We start from the raw sequence: 18,760 nt of genomic DNA, 5'->3' as shown, positions 1-18,760 counted from the left end.
TCGAGCGCCGCCCGCGCGGCGCATCGCGGGCAAGCCCGCTCCCACATCTGTTTCGGGCCAGTCCCTCCTGTGAAGCCAACAGGGACCGCCTTGGTGCATGACAGGAGACAGGTGGAGCCACCGAGATGTATCGCCATGCGAACAAGGCGGATCCTGTTGGCGGCACAGGAATAACTGGCCCGAAACAGATGTAGGAGCGACCTTGGTCGCGATGCGCCGCGCGGGCGGCGCTCGATCTCACAGGCGCTACAACTGTTGTGGCAGGCACATGGAGGCCCTGATGCCATCCTCGGCCAATCACCCCCCCAAATACCGCAACCCCCACAACACCCCCATACCCACCGCCAGGGTCAGCAACGTGCTGCGCGTGCGCCAGGCGACCAGCCCGGCCACGACCGCGGCCGGTATCTGCGGGTTGCTCCAGTCGATACCCGGCTGCCCGGCCTTGAACACCACGGCCGGCAGCACCAGTGCCGCCAACACACTGGCCGGCACATACACCAGCGCACGGCGCAACATCGGTGGAATGCGCAACGTACCGTAGAACTCGATGAACGACAGCCGTATCGCGAAGGTGCCCAGGCCAATCAGGGCAAAGGTGATCCATGGGTTGATGTCGGTCATGGCGCCTCCGTTGCCACGGCTGCGCCCTTGCGCAGCTGTTCGATGCACAGCCCACAGAGCACGCCGCCCAGCGAGGCGACCAGCAAGCCGAGGTTGTAGGGCAGGTCGTGTGCCAGCACCGCCAGTGCGCCACCCACCGCCGCAGCGCCCAGCATCGCCGGGTTACGGATACCCGGTACCAGCAATGCCAGGAACGACAGCGGAATGGCAAAGCCCAGCGACCAGGACTCCGGAATGCCCGTCCCCAAGTACACCCCGGCCAGCACCGCCAGGTTCCAGCCGAACCACATCGGCAAGGCGGTGCCCAGGTAGTAGGGGAAGGCAAATCGCCCGAGGCCGTTGGTACCGAATTTCAGGCTGCACAGGGCGAACGACTGGTCGGACAGCAGGTAGGACAACGACCAGCTCTTGCGCCGCGGCAGATCGCTCAGGTGCGGGGCCAGGGCAGCGCTGTACATCAGGAAGCGCAGGTTGATCACCAACGCAGTCACCACCATTGTCAGCGGCAGCGCGCCGCTCTGCATCAGTTGCAGCACCACCATTTGCGCGGAGCCGGAATAGAACAGCAGGGTCATGCCCATCGCATCGAGCGGCGACATGCCGATACCGATGGCCGTGACCCCGGTAATCAGACCGAACGGCACCATGCCGGTCATGAGTGGCAGAACTGCGCGGACACCCTCGGTGAATGCGTGCATCGCGCTTTTGTAATGCATGGGAGTTCCTTGGAAATTCATCAGGCTCGCTCAAGGTAAAACCCGCACAGCTTGGTCACAACGCAGATTTCTGGAATATTAGGCCTAAAAAAACTAGGCCTGAAACCATGTCACTCGATTCACCCACCCGGCACACCCTGCAGCTCAATGCCCTGCGCGCGTTCGAAGCCTCGGCACGGCTCGGTGGCTTTGCCCGGGCTGCCCACGAATTGAAGGTAACGCCCGGGGCGATTGCGGCGCTGATCAAGACCCTGGAAGCCCAATACGGCGCCGCTCTGTTCGAGCGCCATGCCAAGGGCGTACGCCTGACCCCACTGGGCGAAAGCGTGAAGACGCAGTTCACCGAGGCCTTCGATGCGGTGGAGGAGGCTGCCCGTACCTTGCGCCGGCTGGCCGCGCCGCAGCGGGTGCATATCGTCACCTCGCCGGCTTTGGCCCAGTTGTGGATCGGGCCGCGGCTGCCGCGCCTGACCGAAATGCTCGCCCCCATCGAGGTCTCCGTGACGGCGGTCGATGAACCGCCCAACCTCAAGCGCAGCCCGTTCGACCTTTGCCTGTTCTACGTCGAGCAGGTCGAGCGTGGCCAGTGCAAGCTGGCCGATGAAGATATCCTGCCGGTGTGCAGCCCCGCGCTGGCCGCGCAGATTACCGCGCCGGCAGACCTGGCCAATGCGCGCTGCATCAAGGATGTCGGTTGGCAGGACTGGGATGTCTGGTCGGCGGCGATCATGCCTGAACAGCACTTCGTGGCCCGAGGCCCGGGTTTTTCCCTTTATTCGATCGCGGTGCAGCAAGCCTTGCTGGGCGCCGGTGTGCTGATCGGGCGCAGGAGCCTGATCCAGCCGTATCTCGACAGCGGCGAACTGGTCGCCCCCTTGGCCCGTTCGGTGCCATTGGGGTTGACCATCGCGGCATGGCGCTTGCCGGGTGCCACGGGCAACCCACGCGTGGCAGCGGTGGAAGAGGCCTTGAAGCGGCTGGCCTGAAGTGGCCAACGTTGCGCTGGCCACACCCAGGCTTCAGACCTGCTCGGTTTGCGCTGTCTGCGCGGCCACCTTGGCCTGGGTCTTGAGCTCGATGTCTTCCTTCATGCGCTGGGCGATCTGGTCATCGACCTTGGCCTGTTGCTCAGGTGGCAGGGCGTTGTAGTCGTCCTCGGTCATGCCCAGTTCCTGGAGGATCTTTTCCTTGATCTTCTCTTCCGGCGATTTGGCCATGTAGTCGCGGAAATCCTGCACTGCATCGCTGGTTGCCTGGGTGCTGGCGCCGGCCTGCTGGCGGGCGGCGAGGTCGGGGTTCTGCAGCATCACCTTGAGCTTGGCGAAGGCCTCTTCGCGGGCATCGTCGGCAGTCTGCTGCGAAGTGCTGCCCTGGCTGTTCTGCTGCGCAGACGCATTGCTGGCGGCCAGCGGCGCACGGAACGGTACCAGCTCGGCCTGCGCCTGGTCGTGGTTGATGCGCTGCTGCTGGTGCACGGTGGCCTGCCAACCCAGGCCATTGAGAGTGATTGCCATGTTCTCCTCCTTGGACGTTGCAAAGCCAGAAAGGCAGGGCAAGTCCCATGCCAGCCGTGCAGGCCGCGAAAATAGGACGTTCAGGCTATTTCGATCGTTGGTCGCCAGGCATATGCTTGCCTGTCACAGGAAACAAGTTGCCGCCTGCGGCAAACACAAGCACTGTCGGCAGCCCCTTCATCGGGGCGCAGTTGCTGGACACCAGGGAGAGCGTCCATGAGTCAGGAAGCGATGCCGGCACCTGCCGGCTTCAGTGAACAGCAGCTGGCCACCCTGTTCGCGTTGATCAGCGATGGCATCTGGGACTGGAATGCCAATACCGGCTACGTCTACCGCAACCCTGGCTGGTACGCCATGCTCGGCTACGAAAGCCATTCCATGGCCAACACCGTACTGACCTGGGAAAGCGTGATCCACCCCGAGGACTACCCCCGGGTGATGGCGCACTTCGAGGCCTATATCAACCAGCGCAACGAGCGCTATCTCATCGAGTACCGCTGCCGCTGCCACGATGGCAGCTACCTGTGGGTCGAGGACAGCGGCCATATCATCGACCGCAACGAGGATGGCTCGGTGGCGCGCATGCTCGGCGCGCACCGCAATATCGATGCGGGCAAGCGCCTGGTGGCGCAGCTGGAGCAGAAGAATCATTCGCTGGAAACCCAGGTGGCCGAGCGCACCCGCGAGCTGTCGTGGGTCAACCAGCAATTGCAGCGCCAGCTGGACGAGAACCGCATTTTGGCCGAGCGCGACGCGCTGACGCGTATCGCCAATCGCTACCGTTTGGAGAAGACCCTGCAGCAGGAGTGCGAGCGGGCCAAGCGCTTCCGCCAGCCGCTGGCGCTGGTGGCCATGGACCTGGATGATTTCAAGCCGATCAATGACCGCTACGGCCACGCCCGTGGCGATGCGGCGTTGATCCGCGTCGTCGAAAACCTGAGCACCAGCCTGCGTGAACTTGACCTGCTGGCGCGCTGGGGCGGCGACGAGTTCGTCATGGTGCTGCCGCAGACCACGCTGGGCGAGGCACTGGACCTGGCGGGGCTGTTGCGCCGGGCGATGGAGCGGCTTGAACCGGTGGGTGATTACCGGCTGACCATGAGTTATGGCGTGGTGCAATGGCAGGAAGGGGAAGGCCAGGAAGCGCTGCTGGCCCGGGCTGACAAGGCCTTGTACCGGGCCAAGGAGGCGGGCAAGAACACGATTTCCGAGTGAGTCGCGGTCATTGTCTGTCTCGCTTGATTCTCAAATGCTGGCGCAATCCCTGTGGGAGCGGGCGTGCCCGCGAAGCAGGCACCGCGATGGATGGCACGGGCTTCGCCCGTGTTCGCGGGCGCGCCCGCTCCCACAGCGTTCGTGCAGTGCCTGGATAAAAAAGACCCGCGGCGCCAGGGGCGCAGCGGGTCAAATCGGCCTGGGCCGCTTCAGTGTCAGATATGCAGTGCGTGGCCTAGCGCGCGCAGTGCTGCTTCCTGCACCGCCTCTCCCAGCGTCGGGTGAGCATGGATGGTGCCGGCCACATCTTCCAGCCGTGCGCCCATCTCCAGCGACTGGGCAAACGCCGTGGACAGTTCCGAAACCGCCACGCCAACCGCCTGCCAGCCCACGATCAGGTGGTTGTCACGCCGCGCCACCACCCGTACGAAACCGCTTTTCGATTCCAGGCTCATGGCCCGGCCATTGGCGGCGAACGGGAACTGCGCGACGATGCAGTCCAGCCCCTGCTGGCTGGCTTGCTCCGGCGTCTTGCCCGCCACCACGACCTCCGGGTCGGTGAAGCACACCGCGGCAATCGCTGCAGGTTCGAAACGCCGGGTCTTGCCGGCAATGATTTCGGCAACCATCTCGCCTTGGGCCATGGCGCGGTGGGCGAGCATCGGCTCGCCGGCCACGTCACCGATGGCCCAGACGTTGCGCATGCTGGTGTGGCAGCGCTCGTCGATGGCGATGGCGGCGCCGTTCATTTTCAGGTCCAGGCATTCCAGGTTGAAGCCTTTGGTCCGTGGCCGCCGGCCGACGGCCACCAATACCCGGTCGGCCTCCAGGCGCAGTTGCCCGCCCTGGCCATCGCTGGCCAGCAAGCAGCCGTTTTCGTAGCCTTCGACGCTGTGGCCCAGGTGCAGGGCGATGCCCAGCTTCCTCAACGATTCGGCCACCGGCGCAGTCAGTTCGCTGTCGTAGGTAGGTAGAATGCGCTCACGCGCTTCCACCACGCTGACCTGCGCGCCCAGCTTGCGATAGGCGATGCCCAGCTCCAGGCCGATGTAACCGCCGCCCACCACCACCAGGTGCTTGGGCAGGGCCTTGGGCGCCAGGGCTTCGGTGGAGGAGATGATCGGCCCGCCGAGCGGCAGCATCGGCAGTTCGACGCTGTTCGAGCCGGTGGCCAGCAGCAGGTGTTCGCACTGGATGCGCTGGCCGTCGACCTCGACCTGTTTGCCGTCGAGGATCTTCGCCCAACCGTGAATCACCTTGACCCCATGCTTTTTCAGCAAGGCGGCCACGCCGGTGGTCAGGCGGTCGACGATGCCGTCCTTCCAGGCCACGCTCTGGCCGAGGTCCAGGCGCGGGCTATCGACGCTGATGCCCAGCGGCGACTGCCCGGCGAAACGTGCGGTCTGGTGGAACTGCTCGGCCACGTGGATCAGCGCCTTGGACGGGATGCAGCCGATGTTCAGGCAAGTGCCGCCCAGGGCCTGGCCTTCGACCAGCACGGTAGGGATGCCCAGTTGCCCGGCGCGGATGGCGGCCACATAGCCGCCGGGGCCGCCACCGATGATCAGCAGGGTGGTGTCGATGATCTGGGACATGCTCACTCCAGGAACAGACAGGCAGGTTGTTCAAGCAGGCCACGCACGGCCTGGATGAACTGCGCGGCATCCATGCCATCGACCACCCGGTGGTCGAACGAGCTGGACAGGTTCATCATCTTGCGCACGACGATCTGGCCGTCGATCACCACCGGGCGCTCGACGATGCGGTTGACGCCGACGATCGCCACTTCCGGGGTGTTGACCACCGGGGTGCTGACGATGCCGCCCAGTGCGCCGAGGCTGGTCAGGGTGATGGTCGAGCCGCTCAGTTCTTCACGGCTTGCCTTGTTGCTGCGTGCGGCGTTGGCCAGGCGCGAGATTTCGCCGGCATTGGCCCACAGGCTGCCAGCCTCGGCATGGCGCAGCACCGGCACCATCAGGCCGTTGTCGCCCTGAGTGGCGATGCCCACATGCACAGCACCATGGCGGGTGATGACCTGAGCTTCGTCGTCATAGGTGGCGTTGATCTGCGGGAAGTCGCGCAACGCCACGACCATGGCGCGGACCAGGAACGGCAGCAGGGTCAGCTTGCCACGCGTGTTGCCGTGCTTGGCATTGAGTTGCTGGCGCAGGGCCTCCACAGCGGTGACGTCGATCTCTTCCACGTAGCTGAAGTGCGCGACGCGACGCTTGGCGTCCTGCATGCGCTGGGCGATCTTGCGGCGCAGGCCGATCACCTGCACCTGCTCGCTGTCGGTGCGCTTGGCATAGCCACTCGGCGCCTGGCCGGCAGCGCTGTGCGGCTTGCTCATGAAGGCGTCGAGGTCTTCGTGCAGGATGCGCCCGGCCGGGCCGCTGCCATGCACGTAGCGCAGCTCGATACCGGCATCCAGGGCGCGCTTGCGCACCGCCGGCGAGGCCAGCGGCTTGTCGCCCGGCTGGCGCGGCACGATCGCTGCTTCAACGTGCTGCTCGGGTGCCTGCAAGGCTGCCGGCTGCGGCACTTTCGCTTCTGGCTTGGGGGCAACAGGCGGCACGGGCGCGCTGTGCGCTTCCACAGGTTTGGCCTGCGGCACATCCACATGGTTGCCGCTGCCTTCCACTTCGATGCGGATCAGCTCGCTGCCGACCGCCATCACCTCACCTGGCTGGCCACCCAGGGCCAGCACCTTGCCGCTGACCGGCGAAGGGATTTCCACGGTGGCCTTGTCCGTCATGACATCGGCCACCACCTGGTCTTCGGCGATCACGTCGCCGACCTTGACGAACCATTCCACCAACTCGACCTGCGCGATGCCTTCGCCAATGTCCGGCATCTTGATGACGTGCGTGCCCATTCAGACCTCCATGACCCGTTTCAATGCCGCGCCTACCCGCGAAGGGCCTGGGAAGTAGGCCCATTCCTGTGCGTGGGGGTAGGGGGTGTCCCAGCCGGTGACGCGCTCGATCGGCGCTTCGAGGTGATGGAAGCAGTGCTCTTGCACCAGCGACACCAGTTCGGCGCCGAAGCCGCAGGTGCGGGTCGCTTCATGCACGACCACGCAGCGGCCGGTCTTCTTCACCGACGCGACGATGGTCTCCAGGTCCAGCGGCCAGAGGCTGCGCAGGTCGATCACTTCGGCGTCGACGCCGGTCTCCTCGGCGGCCACCTGGGCCACGTAGACCGTGGTGCCGTAGGTCAGCACGGTGACATCGTTGCCCGGGCGGGTGATCGCCGCCTTGTCCAGCGGCACGGTGTAGTAGCCGTCCGGCACGGCGCTTTGCGGGTGCTTCGACCAGGGCGTGACAGGGCGGTCGTGGTGGCCGTCGAACGGGCCGTTGTACAGGCGCTTGGGCTCGAGGAAGATCACCGGGTCGTCGCATTCGATCGAGGCGATCAACAGGCCTTTGGCGTCATACGGGTTGGATGGCATCACCGTGCGCAGGCCGCAGACCTGGGTGAACATCGCTTCCGGGCTCTGGCTGTGGGTCTGGCCGCCATAGATGCCGCCGCCGCAGGGCATGCGCAAGGTCAGCGGGGCGATGAACTCGCCGGCCGAACGGTAGCGCAGGCGGGCCATCTCCGAGACGATCTGGTCCGAGGCCGGGTAGAAGTAATCGGCGAACTGGATTTCCACCACCGGGCGCAGGCCGTAGGCACCCATGCCCACGGCAGTGCCGACGATACCGCTTTCCGAGATCGGCGCGTCGAACACCCGCGATTTGCCGTACTTGTTCTGCAGGCCTTCGGTGCAACGGAACACGCCGCCGAAGTAACCGACGTCCTGGCCGTAGATCACCACATTGTCGTCTCGCTCGAGCATGACATCCATGGCTGAGCGCAGGGCCTGGATCATGGTCAGTGTGCTGGTGGCCATGGCGGTTTCCGGGTTGATGCTGTTGTTGTGATCGTTCATCTCAGACCCCCAGTTCCTGGCGCTGACGGCGCAGGTGGTCAGGCATTTCCTTGTACACGTCCTCGAACATCGAAGCCGCGCTCGGGATGTGGCCGTTGGCCAGGGTGCCGTACTGTTCCGCTTCCTTCTGCGCAGCGATGACCGCGGCTTCGAACTCGGCAGTGGTGGCCTGGTGTTCTTCCTCGGACCAATGGCCGATCTTGATCAGGTGCTGCTTCAGGCGGGCGATCGGGTCGCCCAGCGGGAAGTGGCTCCAGTCATCGGCCGGGCGGTACTTGGACGGGTCGTCCGAGGTCGAGTGCGGGCCGGCGCGGTAGGTGACCCACTCGATCAGCGAGGGGCCCAGGCCGCGGCGGGCGCGTTCGGCGGCCCAGCGCGAGGCGGCGTAGACGGCGACGAAATCGTTGCCGTCGACCCGCAGCGAAGCGATGCCGCAACCCACGCCACGGCCGGCGAAGGTGGTCTGCTCGCCACCGGCGATGGCCTGGAAGGTGGAGATCGCCCACTGGTTGTTGACCACGTTGAGGATCACCGGGGCGCGGTAGACGTGGGCGAAGGTGAGGGCGGTGTGGAAGTCCGACTCGGCGGTGGCGCCGTCGCCGATCCAGGCCGAGGCGATCTTGGTATCGCCCTTGATCGCCGAAGCCATGGCCCAGCCGACCGCCTGTACGAACTGGGTCGCCAGGTTGCCGCTGATGGTGAAGAAGCCGGCTTCGCGTACCGAATACATGATCGGCAGCTGGCGGCCCTTGAGCGGGTCGCGCTCGTTGGACAGCAGTTGGCAGATCATCTCGACCAGCGACACGTCGCGGGCCATGAGGATGCTCTGTTGGCGATAGGTGGGGAAGCACATGTCGGTGCGGTTGAGCGCCAGCGCCTGGGCGCTGCCGATGGCTTCTTCGCCCAGGCTCTGCATGTAGAAGGACATCTTCTTCTGGCGCTGGGCAACCACCATGCGGCTGTCGAAGATGCGCGTCTTGAGCATTGCGCGCATGCCTTGGCGGAGGATTTGCGGGTCGATGTCCTCGGCCCATGGGCCTTGGGCGTTGCCTTGCTCGTCGAGCACGCGGACCAGGCTGTAGGACAGGTCGGCAGTGTCGGCAGCGTCGACATCGATCGGCGGTTTACGGACTTGCCCTGCGTCGTTCAGGCGCAGGTAGGAGAAATCGGTCTGGCAGCCTGGCCGGCCGGTGGGCTCGGGCACATGCAAACGCAGGGGGGCGTACTCGTTCATGCTTTTTACGCTCGCTCGGATGTTGTTTTTGTGAGCTCTGAAGCGGCCGCCGCTGAGTACCGGCTTGTGACTGGTAGGTCAGCGTCATCTACATCTTAGTGGCAGGGCAGGAGAATTTTTCTCTCAAGTTGATTGCCTTTGCCTGACGGTGGAGATAAACATTCCGGATAAACACAAAAAACCGGTGAATTTGTCTCATGCGCAAGCTCGATCGTACCGATATCGGCATTCTCAACAGCCTCCAGGACAATGCCCGCATCACCAACGCAGAACTGGCGCGCTCGGTGAACCTGTCGCCGACGCCCTGTTTCAACCGGGTCAAGGCCATGGAAGAGTTGGGGGTGATCCGCCAGCAGGTGACCTTGTTGTCGCCGGAAGTGCTGGGGCTGGATGTGAATGTGTTCATTCATGTCAGCCTGGAGAAGCAGGTGGAGCAGGCGTTGCACCGCTTCGAGGAAGAGATCGCCGAACGGCCCGAGGTGATGGAGTGCTACCTGATGACCGGCGACCCGGATTACCTGTTGCGCGTGCTGTTGCCGAGCATCCAGGCGCTGGAGCGGTTTCTCGATTACCTGACGCGGTTGCCGGGGGTGGCCAATATCCGTTCGAGCTTTGCCCTCAAGCAGGTGCGGTACAAGACGGCGTTACCGTTGCCTTCCAATGGCATGACTTTGCGCGAATAATTTTCACCTTTACTGGCCTCTTCGCGGGCACGCCCGCTCCCACAGGACAGCACGAGCCTCAGGCGTTGCCTGATCCCTGTGGGAGCGGGCAAGCCCGCGAAGAGGCCGGAACAGGCAACACAGGGGGTGCTTGATATTTTAAACACCCCAAGCCTATGTTGTTGTCAGCCTATAACAACAAGGACAAGCGTCATGACCACCGCCGCCCATCGCTCGCTGGCCGAGCACCTCCAGGGCATCGACCAGATCGAATGCGTCACCCCCGACCTCAACGGCGTTCCCCGCGGCAAAGTAATGACCGCCGAGGGCTTCCTCGAAGGCCGCCGCCTGCAGATGGCCCGGGGAGTAATGCTGCAATGCATCATGGGCGGCTACCCGCCGGCGCGTTTCTATGGCAGCGATGACGGCGACCTGGCCCTGGTGGCGGAGCCCTCGCAGATTCACCGGCTGCCCTGGAGCGAAGAAGGGCTGGCGCTGGCCATCTGTGACGCCAACGAACTGGATGGCCGGCCCTCGGCGCTGTCCACCCGTGGTCAGCTCAAGGCGGTGATCGCCCGCTACGCCGCCTTGGGCCTGGCACCGGTGGTGGCGACCGAGCTGGAGTTCTTCGTCTTCGCCCCCAACACCGACCCGCAGCAACCCTTCTTGCCACCCATGGGCAAGGATGGCCGCCGCGAGCTTGGCCATTCGGCGTTCAGCGTCAGCTCCAACAACGGCCTGCGTCCGTTCTTCCAGGAGGTCTACCAGTGCATGGCGGCCCTGGGCCTGCCGCGTGACACCTTCATGCACGAAATGGGCGTGAGCCAGTTCGAGATCAATTTACTGCACGGCGACCCCCTGTTGCTGGCCGACCAGACTTTCCTGTTCAAGCACCTGCTCAAGGAGGTGGCGCTCAAGCACGGTCTGAGCGTGGTATGCATGGCCAAGCCATTGGCGCACACTCCGGGCAGCTCCATGCACATTCACCAGAGCGTCGTGGAGATCGCCAGTGGGCGTAATGTGTTCAGCGACGAGCAAGGCCAGCCGACCGAGGCCTTCTACCACTTCATTGGTGGGCAGCAGGCGTGCATGGCCGACTTCACCGCGCTGTTCGCGCCCAACGTCAACTCCTACCAGCGGCTCTGCCATCCCTACGCTTCGCCGAACAATGCCTGCTGGTCCGAGGACAACCGCGCGGCCGGCCTGCGCATTCCGGCCAGTGCCCCGGTGGCGCGGCGGGTCGAGAACCGCCTGCCGGGTGCCGACGCCAACCCCTACCTGGCCATTGCGGCCAGCCTGGCCGCCGGCCTCCACGGTATCGAGCAGCGCCTGCAGCCTGCCCCGGCGATCCAGGGCGAGTTCGAGGTGCCGGAACCCCTGAGCCTGCCGTGCACCCTGCATGCGGCGCTTGAACGTCTCAAGCGCAGCGCCCTGGCGCGGGAACTGTTCGGCAGCGAGTTCATCGAAGGCTACATTGCCAGCAAGACCCTGGAACTGACGGACTTCTTCAACGAGATCACCCCCTGGGAACGGCGCGTGCTGGCAGCACAGGCCTGACCGCGACACAATCGGCACTGGACGCGCCCCTGTCCGCTTATTTGGCGGGCAGGGGACTGCGCCGTGGCCATTTTGCTTTTATGCTTGCCAGCAAGCCAACGCCACCTGACCACGGAGCTCGACGGGACGTATGCGAAACATCTGGAAGCCCTTTCAGTCGTTGTATTTCGCCGCCTTGATGATGTTGATCGGCTCGGGCCTGCTCAGTACCTACCTGGCGCTGCGCCTGGCGGCCGATCATGTCGACAGCCTGTGGGTCGGTGCCTTGATGGCCGCCAACTACTTCGGCCTGGCCGTGGGCGGCAAGGTCGGCCACCGCCTGATCGGCCGGGTAGGGCACATCAGGGCCTACGCCACGTGCGCTGGCATCGTCTGCGCGGCCGTGCTGGGGCATGGGATGACCAGCTGGTTGCCGGTGTGGGTCGGGCTGCGGATGATCGTCGGCCTGGGGATGATGTGCCAGTACATGGTCATCGAAAGCTGGCTCAATGAGCAGGCCGAGGCCAAGCACCGAGGGGCGGTGTTCAGTGGCTACATGATCGCGTCCTACCTTGGCCTGGTGCTTGGCCAGCTGATCCTGGTGGTGCACCCGCAACTGGGCCCGGAACTGTTGATGCTGGTGGCCATGTGCTTCGCCCTGTGCCTGGTGCCGGTGGCGATGACCCGGCGCATCCACCCGGCACCCCTGCGCCCGGCACCGATGGAGCCCAAGTTCTTCATCAAGCGGGTACCGCAGTCGCTCAGTACGGTGCTGGGGTCAGGCCTGATCGTCGGTTCGTTCTATGGCCTGGCGCCGCTCTACGCCTCCAGCCAGGGCTTGTCGACCGAGCAGATCGGTCTGTTCATGGGTTGCTGCATCTTTGCCGGGCTGCTGGTGCAATGGCCCTTGGGCTGGTTGTCCGACCGCTACGACCGGGCGGTGCTGATCCGCAGCGTTGCAATAGGCCTGGCGCTGGCTTCGGTGCCGCTGGCATTGCTGCCGAGTGTGCCGCTGGAGGTGTTGTTCAGCATAGGCTTCGTGATTTCATTGTTGCAGTTCTGCCTGTACCCGCTGGCCGTGGCGTTTTCCAATGACCATGTGGAGAGCGAGCGGCGGGTGTCGCTGACGGCCATGCTGTTGGTCACCTATGGCGTCGGTGCCTGTATCGGGCCGCTGGCGGCGGGGGTACTGATGAAGGTGCTGGGGGCGCAGATGCTCTATGCGTTCTTCGCGTTCTTCGCTTTGGTACTGGTGTGGCGCATCCGGCCGAAGGCGGTCACCGGGCTGCACCAGGTGCAGGATGCGCCGCTGGGCCACGTGGCCATGCCGGCGGCCGGTTCGCCGCTGTCGGCGGCGCTCGACCCGCGGGTGGATGAGCAGACCGTGCAGGAGGTGATGCAGGCGCCGGTGGCGGCTGAGGATACAGAGGATGATCAGAAGGCCGAGCCGGTTGCCGAGGCTCGGGCAGAGGATGAGGTCAGCAAGTCGGTTTAAGCCTGTGCCGGCCTCTTCGCGGGCTTGCCCGCTCCCACAGGTACTGCAAAGGTTTCGAGACCGGTGCAGTCCCTGTGGGAGCGGGCGAGCCCGCGAAGAGGCCTGTCCTGCAAACATAGAAACAGAAACGCCACCCGATGGGTGGCGTTCTTGTATTGGCAGACGACTCAGTAGTCGTCCTTGTCGAACCGCCGCGCCTCACGCTGCAGCTGGTAGACAAAACTTTCGACCTTGCGCTGTGCCTGGCCATTGAGGTTATGGAAACGCACACCGGCGAAGGTGGTGTTGATCCGCTCTTCATAGTGCAGGTGGCGCAGCTCGACCATGGTGTCTACCAGGCCCAGCGGGTTGCTGGCCTTGAAGCGCTCGTATACCTGGCCCAGTTGCAGGCGGTCCTCGACATTGCCCTCGAAGCGCAGCTTGCAGCCGGTGGCAGAGATGTCCAGCAGCTTGCCGCGCAAGGCTCCGTTACCCTTGAGGTAGCTGCCGTCGAGAATGATGTCGACCAGTTGCGACAGCTTCAGCGCGGCGCGGAAGGCATTGCGACGCTGGTGGTAGGTCATCTCTTCGGGCATCGCGCCACGGTAGCAGCGGTGGCCGTCCACTTCGCTGATCTTCAATTCATGATTGCACTCCCAGGCGATGCGCACACCGTCATGGAAGCCTTCGACGCGAAACGGTTCGCCGTTTTCGATGAATTTCTCGCCGTCGCGCGGGATCATTTCGTCCAGCGCGAGGATATTGCTGTCACGGTCCACGTGTACCACGTAGCTCTGGAACCGCTGGCTGCGCTCATGGAAAGTGATGATCAGCGGATCATGGCTGTCTTGCAGCTGGCGCAGGTTGGCCGCGATCTCCAAGGGCGTGTTCAGCACCTTCGGCGGTTGCGGGGCATCGGTTTCATTGAACACGGGTTTTCAATCTCCAGGCAAAAACGACACACGCAAGTAACGGCATTTTGCCAGTATGTTCCGTGCCTTGATAGAAGTAATCACACTTGGCTGAGCGCCCGGGGCTTGGCAAGTGGAGAAGTGGCGCCACGGCTGTCATAGAGCGACGGTGCTTCGCCACCCTGAAGGATTCTGATCTGGTTGGCCGTGACGTGTTGTTGCACCTGGATGATCCGGCCATTGGTCTCGTTGACCTTCTGGCAGGCATCCATCAGCTGGGTCAGCACATCGAGCTGCTGCATGATCAGCTCGCCGTTGTCCGATTGTGCCGCCAATGCCTGCACGCCGGCACGGTTGGCGCTCAGGCCAAGGCTGGCAAGCAGGTTGTTGCGGCGCGTGCCTTGCTGCTCGAGCAGGACGATCAGCGACTGCTTGCGGGCGAGGATGCCCTCCAGCGGCGCCATGTCGCGACCGTGCAAGGCCACTGACTCCTGCTGGAGCAGGTCGAGCAGTTCCTGGGTCGGAGCGATGTCGTCTTCGATCAGTTGCAGCAAAGTGATGTCGTGCATGGCTAACTCTTGGCTTTACATAGCGTCCGTGAAGTCAGCGCGCCGAACGGTCAGCGCTGGGCTTCGAAATCGAGCAGTTTGCTGGCGACGCGGCCGGCATCGACCTGATAGCTGCCGTCTGCGATCGCCTGCTTCAACTGAGCCACGCGGGCACTGTTGACGACGGGCTGGTCGCGCAGCTTGTCGCTGACCTTTTGCAACTGCTGTGCCTCTTGGCTGAGGTGTACCGCTTCTCCGCTGGCGCTTTTTGGCGCTTCTTGGGTTTCGCCGGTTTTCTCGGCGTTGCCGGACGTGGCGTTGCCACGAACGCCGCCCGTGATGGACGGAGAATTATTCAAACGACTGAAGTCGATGACCATGATCAGAAACCTCTGGGTATTTGGACGCTTGCCTTGTTTTCGGCCAACCCGAAAGAAACTTTAGGCGTAAATGCATAGCCGCCTGTCAGCAAGCTCGCGAACCCGTGTTCTGACACAGTTTAGGAAAAGCGGTTCCTCACCGCCAGCGCAATCTACATGGCGACCTCGACCTGCCCGGGGCCGGTGACACGGGCTTTTACCACGCGCTGCGAATTGAGGTTGCGTACGCGGATCTGTTCGCCTTGGCCGCCCTTGGCCAAGGCTTCGCCAGGCATGCGCACGCTCAAGGTGCCGCTGCGCGCGGTAATCACCACATGATCGCCTTTACGCACCACTTCGGCTTGCTCCAGGTGCTGCGGCGTGAGGACCTGGTCGAGTACGGTCGGGCGCAGCATCTTCATGCCTACCGCCTGGTCGAGGTCGGTGAGAAAACCCTGGGGCAGCGTGCCGACGTCACGCTCGCGCAGGGCCACGTCAGCTTCGCCAACGACGTTGTCGCGCTTGAGCGGGCGGGTCACCACCACCACATCGCGGAACAGCTTCACGGTTGCCGGCACGAAGATGGTCCACGGCGCGCTGCCGTCACAGCGGACCCGCACGGTGACCCGGCCAAGCGGTTGCGCCGGGCTCTCCAGCGAGGCGTCCAGCTGCTGGCTGCACAGTGGCATACGCAGACGCGGATCGAGCGGGTTGACCTGGATTTCGTAGCGCCCAGGCGTCTGGGTGGTGGCCAGGTAATCCTCGACACTGAATTCAAGAAACCCTTGGGTGACACCGATAAGCTGTTCAGGCAAGGTAACCGCATCCGCCAGCGTGCGAACGCCGGGTGCCAGCAGGCACAGCACGGCGAGCGTGCCGCTCAGCAGGCGCGTCAGTCGTCGGAAATTTGTCGTTTTCGTGTACATGGCGCTCAAAAAAGCAAAGCCCGTGCCGACTTGGTGGTCATGTAGCACCAAAAAGGCAGAACGCATAAGGAGTCAGGCATGGCGGGGGTAATGGATTCAGTCAACCAGCGTACGCAGCTGGTTGGGCAGAATCGCCTGGAATTGCTGCTGTTCCGTCTCAACGGGGCGCAGCTGTACGGCATCAACGTGTTCAAGGTTCGCGAAGTGCTGCAGTGTCCGGAGCTGACCGTGCTGCCCAAGTCGCACCCGGTGGTGCGCGGCGTGGCCAACATCCGCGGGGCGACCATCCCGATCCTCGACCTGTCGATGGCGACCGGCCTGCCGGGGTTGCAGGAAGACACGCGCAACAGCTTCGTGATCATCACCGAGTACAACACCAAGACCCAGGGCTTTTTGGTGCACTCGGTCGAGCGCATCGTCAACATGAACTGGGAAGAGATCCATCCGCCACCCAAGGGCACGGGCCGCGACCACTACCTGACCGCCGTCACCCGGGTCGACAACCGCATGGTCGAGATCATCGATGTGGAAAAGGTGCTGGCCGAAGTGGCGCCATCGTCCGAGTCGGTGTCTGCCGGCGTGGTCGATGCCGAGGTGCAGGACAAGGCCACGCTGCTGCGGGTGCTGACCGTCGACGATTCGTCGGTGGCGCGCAAGCAGGTCAGCCGTTGCCTGCAGACGGTGGGGGTGGACGTGGTGGCGCTCAACGATGGCCGACAGGCGCTCGACTACCTGCGCAAGCTGGTGGAGGAGGGCAAAAAGCCTGAAGAAGAGTTCCTGATGATGATCTCCGACATTGAAATGCCGGAAATGGATGGCTATACGCTTACCGCAGAGATCCGCAGCGATCCGCGCATGCAAAAATTGCACATCTGCCTGCATACTTCGCTGTCCGGGGTATTCAACCAGGCGATGGTCAAGAAGGTCGGGGCGGATGATTTCCTGGCCAAGTTCAAGCCGGACGACCTGGCCCAGCGCGTGGTCGACCGGATCAAGGCAGCGAATTGAAGCAGCCGGGGCATGTTTCCGGCACCAGTGATTTAAAAGAGGCGGCAGTAGTGTCTACGGGTAATTTGGAGTTCGAACAGTTCAGGGTCTTCCTGGAAAAAGCCTGTGGCATCCTGCTGGGCGAGAATAAGCAGTACCTGGTTTCCAGCCGTCTCAACAAGTTGATGGAACAGCAGGGCATCAAGAGCCTGGGCGAGCTGGTGCAGCGGATCCAGACCCAGCCGCGGGGTGGCCTGCGCGAACAGGTGGTGGATGCGATGACCACCAACGAAACCCTGTGGTTTCGCGATACCTACCCGTTCGAAGTGTTGAAGAACAAGGTCATTCCCGAGTTCATCAGGAACAACCCCGGGCAGCGCCTGCGCATGTGGTCGGCGGCTTGCTCCTCGGGGCAGGAGCCGTACTCGATCTCGATGGCCATCGACGAGTTCGAGCGCGGCAACCTGGGCCAGTTGAAGATGGGGGCTCAGATCGTGGCTACCGACCTGTCCGGCTCGATGCTGACCAACTGCAAGACCGGTGAGTACGACAGCCTGGCCATCGCCCGTGGCCTGTCCCAGGAGCGCCTGCAACGTTACTTCGACGCCAAGGGGCCGGGGCGCTGGGCGGTCAAGCCGGCAATCCGTAGCCGCGTCGAGTTCCGCTCGTTCAACCTGCTCGACAGCTATGCGAGCCTGGGCAAGTTCGACATCGTGTTCTGTCGCAATGTGCTGATCTACTTCTCGGCACAGGTGAAGAAGGACATCCTGATGCGTATCCACAGCACCCTGAAGCCTGGGGGCTATCTGTTCCTCGGTGCCTCGGAAGCGCTGAACGGGTTGCCGGACCACTACCAGATGGTCCAGTGCAGCCCGGGGATCATCTACCAGGCCAAGTAAGCGAAAAGGCCGGCAACTCAAGTTGCCGGCCTTTTTGTTTGCCTGCGCCGGCCTCTTCGCGGGCATGCCCGCTCCCACAGGGTCATCACAAGTCTCCAGGCTAGCGCAGTACTTGTGGGAGCGGGCGAGCCCGCGAAGCAGGCAACGCGGTTTGACGTCAATTTTTTGTTTTGCCGCTTTTACCGCCCGGCAATTGCCGCTTTCGCTTCGCCAGGCGGAAGCACTTTGCCGCTTTTCTGGCATCGCGCCATCAGCCTTCAGTGCTACACCCCAGCATTTCCGGGCTTTCGGGAATGTGGCACAGCCCTTGCTATACCTTGCTCAACGAAATTCCGGCCAACCTTCGAAGGTTTTCCCGACATGAGCATCAGTTTCGACAAGGCGCTTGGCATCCACGAAAAGGCACTGGGCTTCCGCGCCCAGCGCGCCGAAGTGCTGGCCAACAACATCGCCAACGCCGATACGCCCAACTACAAGGCGCGTGACATGGACTTCTCCTCGGTGCTCGCCGCCGAGAGCCAGAAGCAGCAAAGCGGCCGCTTCGCCATGGACCGCACCAACAGCCGCCACATCGAGGCCGAGGGCCTGGCAATGGCCGACGATACCCTGCAGTACCGCGTGCCGACCCAGCCATCGATCGACCAGAACACCGTGGACGCCCAGATCGAGCAATCGAACTACACGGAGAACGCCATCGGTTTCCAGGCCAGCTTCACCTTGCTCAACAGTAAATTCAAAGGGCTGGTTTCGGCCCTGCGCGGAGAGTAATTCATGTCCCTTTCCAGTGTTTTCAACATTGCCGGCAGCGGCATGAGCGCGCAGAACACCCGCCTCAACACCGTTGCCTCGAACATCGCCAACGCCGAGACCGTGTCGTCGAGCATCGACCAGACCTACCGTGCGCGCCACCCGGTGTTCGCCACCACCTTCCAGAACGCGCAGAGCGGCGTCAGCCAGTCGCTGTTCGAGGACCAGGGCGAGGCGGGGCAGGGCGTGCAGGTCAAGGGCATCGTCGAAGACCAGAGCAATCTGGAGGCGCGCTACGAGCCGAATCACCCGGCGGCGAACAAGGACGGCTACGTCTATTACCCGAACGTCAACGTGGTCGAGGAGATGGCTGACATGATCTCCGCCAGCCGTGCGTTCCAGACCAACGCCGAGCTGATGAACACCGCCAAGAACATGATGCAGAAAGTGCTGACCCTGGGTCAGTGATAAGGA

General features: G+C 63.5%; 20 protein-coding genes. 9 read left to right on the top strand and 11 right to left on the bottom strand.

The genetic code is table 11. From position 1 onward, the window contains the following. Positions 1-297: 297 nt before the first annotated feature. Together CQW31_RS07860 and CQW31_RS07855 are read right to left on the bottom strand one after the other, a co-directional pair. On the bottom strand, positions 298-624 hold the full coding sequence (locus CQW31_RS07860) for an AzlD domain-containing protein (protein WP_099814226.1): 327 nt from the start codon (positions 622-624) through the stop codon (positions 298-300). Continuing rightward, positions 621-1,340, bottom strand: coding sequence for an AzlC family ABC transporter permease (locus tag CQW31_RS07855; RefSeq protein ID WP_099814225.1), 720 nt, complete (start codon positions 1,338-1,340; stop codon positions 621-623). Before CQW31_RS07855 ends, CQW31_RS07860 begins: the two co-directional genes overlap by 4 nt. A 107-nt stretch (positions 1,341-1,447) precedes the next feature. On the opposite strand from CQW31_RS07855, the gene CQW31_RS07850 reads away from it, so the two are divergent. Then, positions 1,448-2,326: a LysR family transcriptional regulator gene (locus tag CQW31_RS07850; protein ID WP_054886339.1), complete on the top strand. Its 879-nt coding sequence runs from the start codon at positions 1,448-1,450 to the stop codon at positions 2,324-2,326. A gap of 33 nt (positions 2,327-2,359) precedes the next feature. Here the strand turns inward: CQW31_RS07850 and CQW31_RS07845 are convergent, their stop codons facing one another. Continuing rightward, positions 2,360-2,854: a hypothetical protein gene (locus tag CQW31_RS07845; RefSeq protein ID WP_054886338.1), complete on the bottom strand. Its 495-nt coding sequence runs from the start codon at positions 2,852-2,854 to the stop codon at positions 2,360-2,362. 216 nt (positions 2,855-3,070) lie between these two features. Between CQW31_RS07845 and CQW31_RS07840 the strand changes: the two genes are divergently transcribed. Beyond that, positions 3,071-4,069, top strand: coding sequence for a sensor domain-containing diguanylate cyclase (locus CQW31_RS07840; protein WP_054886337.1), 999 nt, complete (start codon positions 3,071-3,073; stop codon positions 4,067-4,069). Between the two features lie 215 nt (positions 4,070-4,284). On the opposite strand, the gene lpdA is transcribed toward CQW31_RS07840, so the two are convergent. From lpdA to CQW31_RS07815, 4 genes are read right to left on the bottom strand one after another with little or no spacing between them, the layout of a single operon-like run. Next, the gene (gene lpdA / locus CQW31_RS07830; RefSeq protein ID WP_099814223.1) at positions 4,285-5,664 is read right to left on the bottom strand and encodes a dihydrolipoyl dehydrogenase; all 1,380 of its coding nucleotides are present in this window, start codon (positions 5,662-5,664) and stop codon (positions 4,285-4,287) included. A gap of 2 nt (positions 5,665-5,666) precedes the next feature. Further along, positions 5,667-6,944 carry a dihydrolipoamide acetyltransferase family protein gene (locus CQW31_RS07825; protein ID WP_054886335.1) on the bottom strand — a complete coding sequence of 426 codons (1,278 nt, stop codon included), beginning with the start codon at positions 6,942-6,944 and terminating at the stop codon, positions 5,667-5,669. After that, positions 6,945-8,003, bottom strand: coding sequence for an alpha-ketoacid dehydrogenase subunit beta (locus CQW31_RS07820; protein WP_054886334.1), 1,059 nt, complete (start codon positions 8,001-8,003; stop codon positions 6,945-6,947). A 1-nt stretch (position 8,004) separates the two neighbouring features. Then, positions 8,005-9,237, bottom strand: a complete 1,233-nt coding sequence (locus tag CQW31_RS07815) for a 3-methyl-2-oxobutanoate dehydrogenase (2-methylpropanoyl-transferring) subunit alpha (RefSeq protein WP_054886333.1) — start codon at positions 9,235-9,237, stop codon at positions 8,005-8,007. Positions 9,238-9,434: 197 nt separating this feature from the next. Between CQW31_RS07815 and bkdR the strand changes: the two genes are divergently transcribed. The 3 genes from bkdR to CQW31_RS07800 all read left to right on the top strand — a co-directional run bounded on the left by bkdR (position 9,435) and on the right by CQW31_RS07800 (position 12,930). Further along, positions 9,435-9,920, top strand: coding sequence for a Bkd operon transcriptional regulator BkdR (gene bkdR / locus CQW31_RS07810; protein ID WP_012315571.1), 486 nt, complete (start codon positions 9,435-9,437; stop codon positions 9,918-9,920). A 294-nt stretch (positions 9,921-10,214) separates the two neighbouring features. Next, positions 10,215-11,456 (top strand): glutamine synthetase family protein, encoded by a 1,242-nt coding sequence (locus CQW31_RS07805; protein WP_178075559.1) that lies wholly within the window; start codon positions 10,215-10,217, stop codon positions 11,454-11,456. Between the two features lie 130 nt (positions 11,457-11,586). Then, the gene (locus CQW31_RS07800; protein ID WP_054886331.1) at positions 11,587-12,930 is read left to right on the top strand and encodes an MFS transporter; all 1,344 of its coding nucleotides are present in this window, start codon (positions 11,587-11,589) and stop codon (positions 12,928-12,930) included. A gap of 167 nt (positions 12,931-13,097) precedes the next feature. Here CQW31_RS07800 and CQW31_RS07795 read toward each other — a convergent pair whose 3' ends face one another. From CQW31_RS07795 to flgA, 4 genes are all read right to left on the bottom strand, one after another. Beyond that, positions 13,098-13,841 carry a flagellar brake protein gene (locus CQW31_RS07795; RefSeq protein ID WP_054886330.1) on the bottom strand — a complete coding sequence of 248 codons (744 nt, stop codon included), beginning with the start codon at positions 13,839-13,841 and terminating at the stop codon, positions 13,098-13,100. Positions 13,842-13,921: 80 nt separating this feature from the next. After that, positions 13,922-14,389, bottom strand: coding sequence for a flagella synthesis protein FlgN (locus CQW31_RS07790; RefSeq protein WP_054886329.1), 468 nt, complete (start codon positions 14,387-14,389; stop codon positions 13,922-13,924). Between the two features lie 50 nt (positions 14,390-14,439). Next, entirely contained in the window at positions 14,440-14,748 is a 309-nt protein-coding gene (gene flgM, locus CQW31_RS07785; protein WP_054886328.1) for a flagellar biosynthesis anti-sigma factor FlgM, read from the bottom strand. A gap of 152 nt (positions 14,749-14,900) precedes the next feature. Next, on the bottom strand, positions 14,901-15,653 hold the full coding sequence (gene flgA, locus CQW31_RS07780; protein WP_054886327.1) for a flagellar basal body P-ring formation chaperone FlgA: 753 nt from the start codon (positions 15,651-15,653) through the stop codon (positions 14,901-14,903). 78 nt (positions 15,654-15,731) lie between these two features. Here flgA and CQW31_RS07775 point away from each other — a divergent pair, with 78 nt between their 5' ends. From CQW31_RS07775 to flgC, 4 genes are all read left to right on the top strand, one after another. Further along, positions 15,732-16,661, top strand: coding sequence for a chemotaxis protein CheV (locus CQW31_RS07775; RefSeq protein WP_054886326.1), 930 nt, complete (start codon positions 15,732-15,734; stop codon positions 16,659-16,661). Positions 16,662-16,711: 50 nt separating this feature from the next. After that, positions 16,712-17,539, top strand: coding sequence for a protein-glutamate O-methyltransferase CheR (cheR, locus tag CQW31_RS07770; protein WP_099814221.1), 828 nt, complete (start codon positions 16,712-16,714; stop codon positions 17,537-17,539). Between the two features lie 360 nt (positions 17,540-17,899). Beyond that, entirely contained in the window at positions 17,900-18,307 is a 408-nt protein-coding gene (gene flgB / locus CQW31_RS07760) for a flagellar basal body rod protein FlgB (RefSeq protein ID WP_054886324.1), read from the top strand. A 3-nt stretch (positions 18,308-18,310) separates the two neighbouring features. Further along, complete coding sequence (flgC, locus tag CQW31_RS07755; RefSeq protein WP_027921143.1) at positions 18,311-18,754, top strand: flagellar basal body rod protein FlgC; 444 nt, start codon at positions 18,311-18,313, stop codon at positions 18,752-18,754. Positions 18,755-18,760: the final 6 nt, after the last annotated feature.

Origin of the sequence: Pseudomonas sp. 382 (genome assembly GCF_002759075.1) — a bacterium.
GTDB lineage: Bacteria > Pseudomonadota > Gammaproteobacteria > Pseudomonadales > Pseudomonadaceae > Aquipseudomonas > Aquipseudomonas vlassakiae.
Note: the sequence above shows the minus strand (reverse complement) of the source record. Positions and strands in the feature narration are given on the sequence as shown.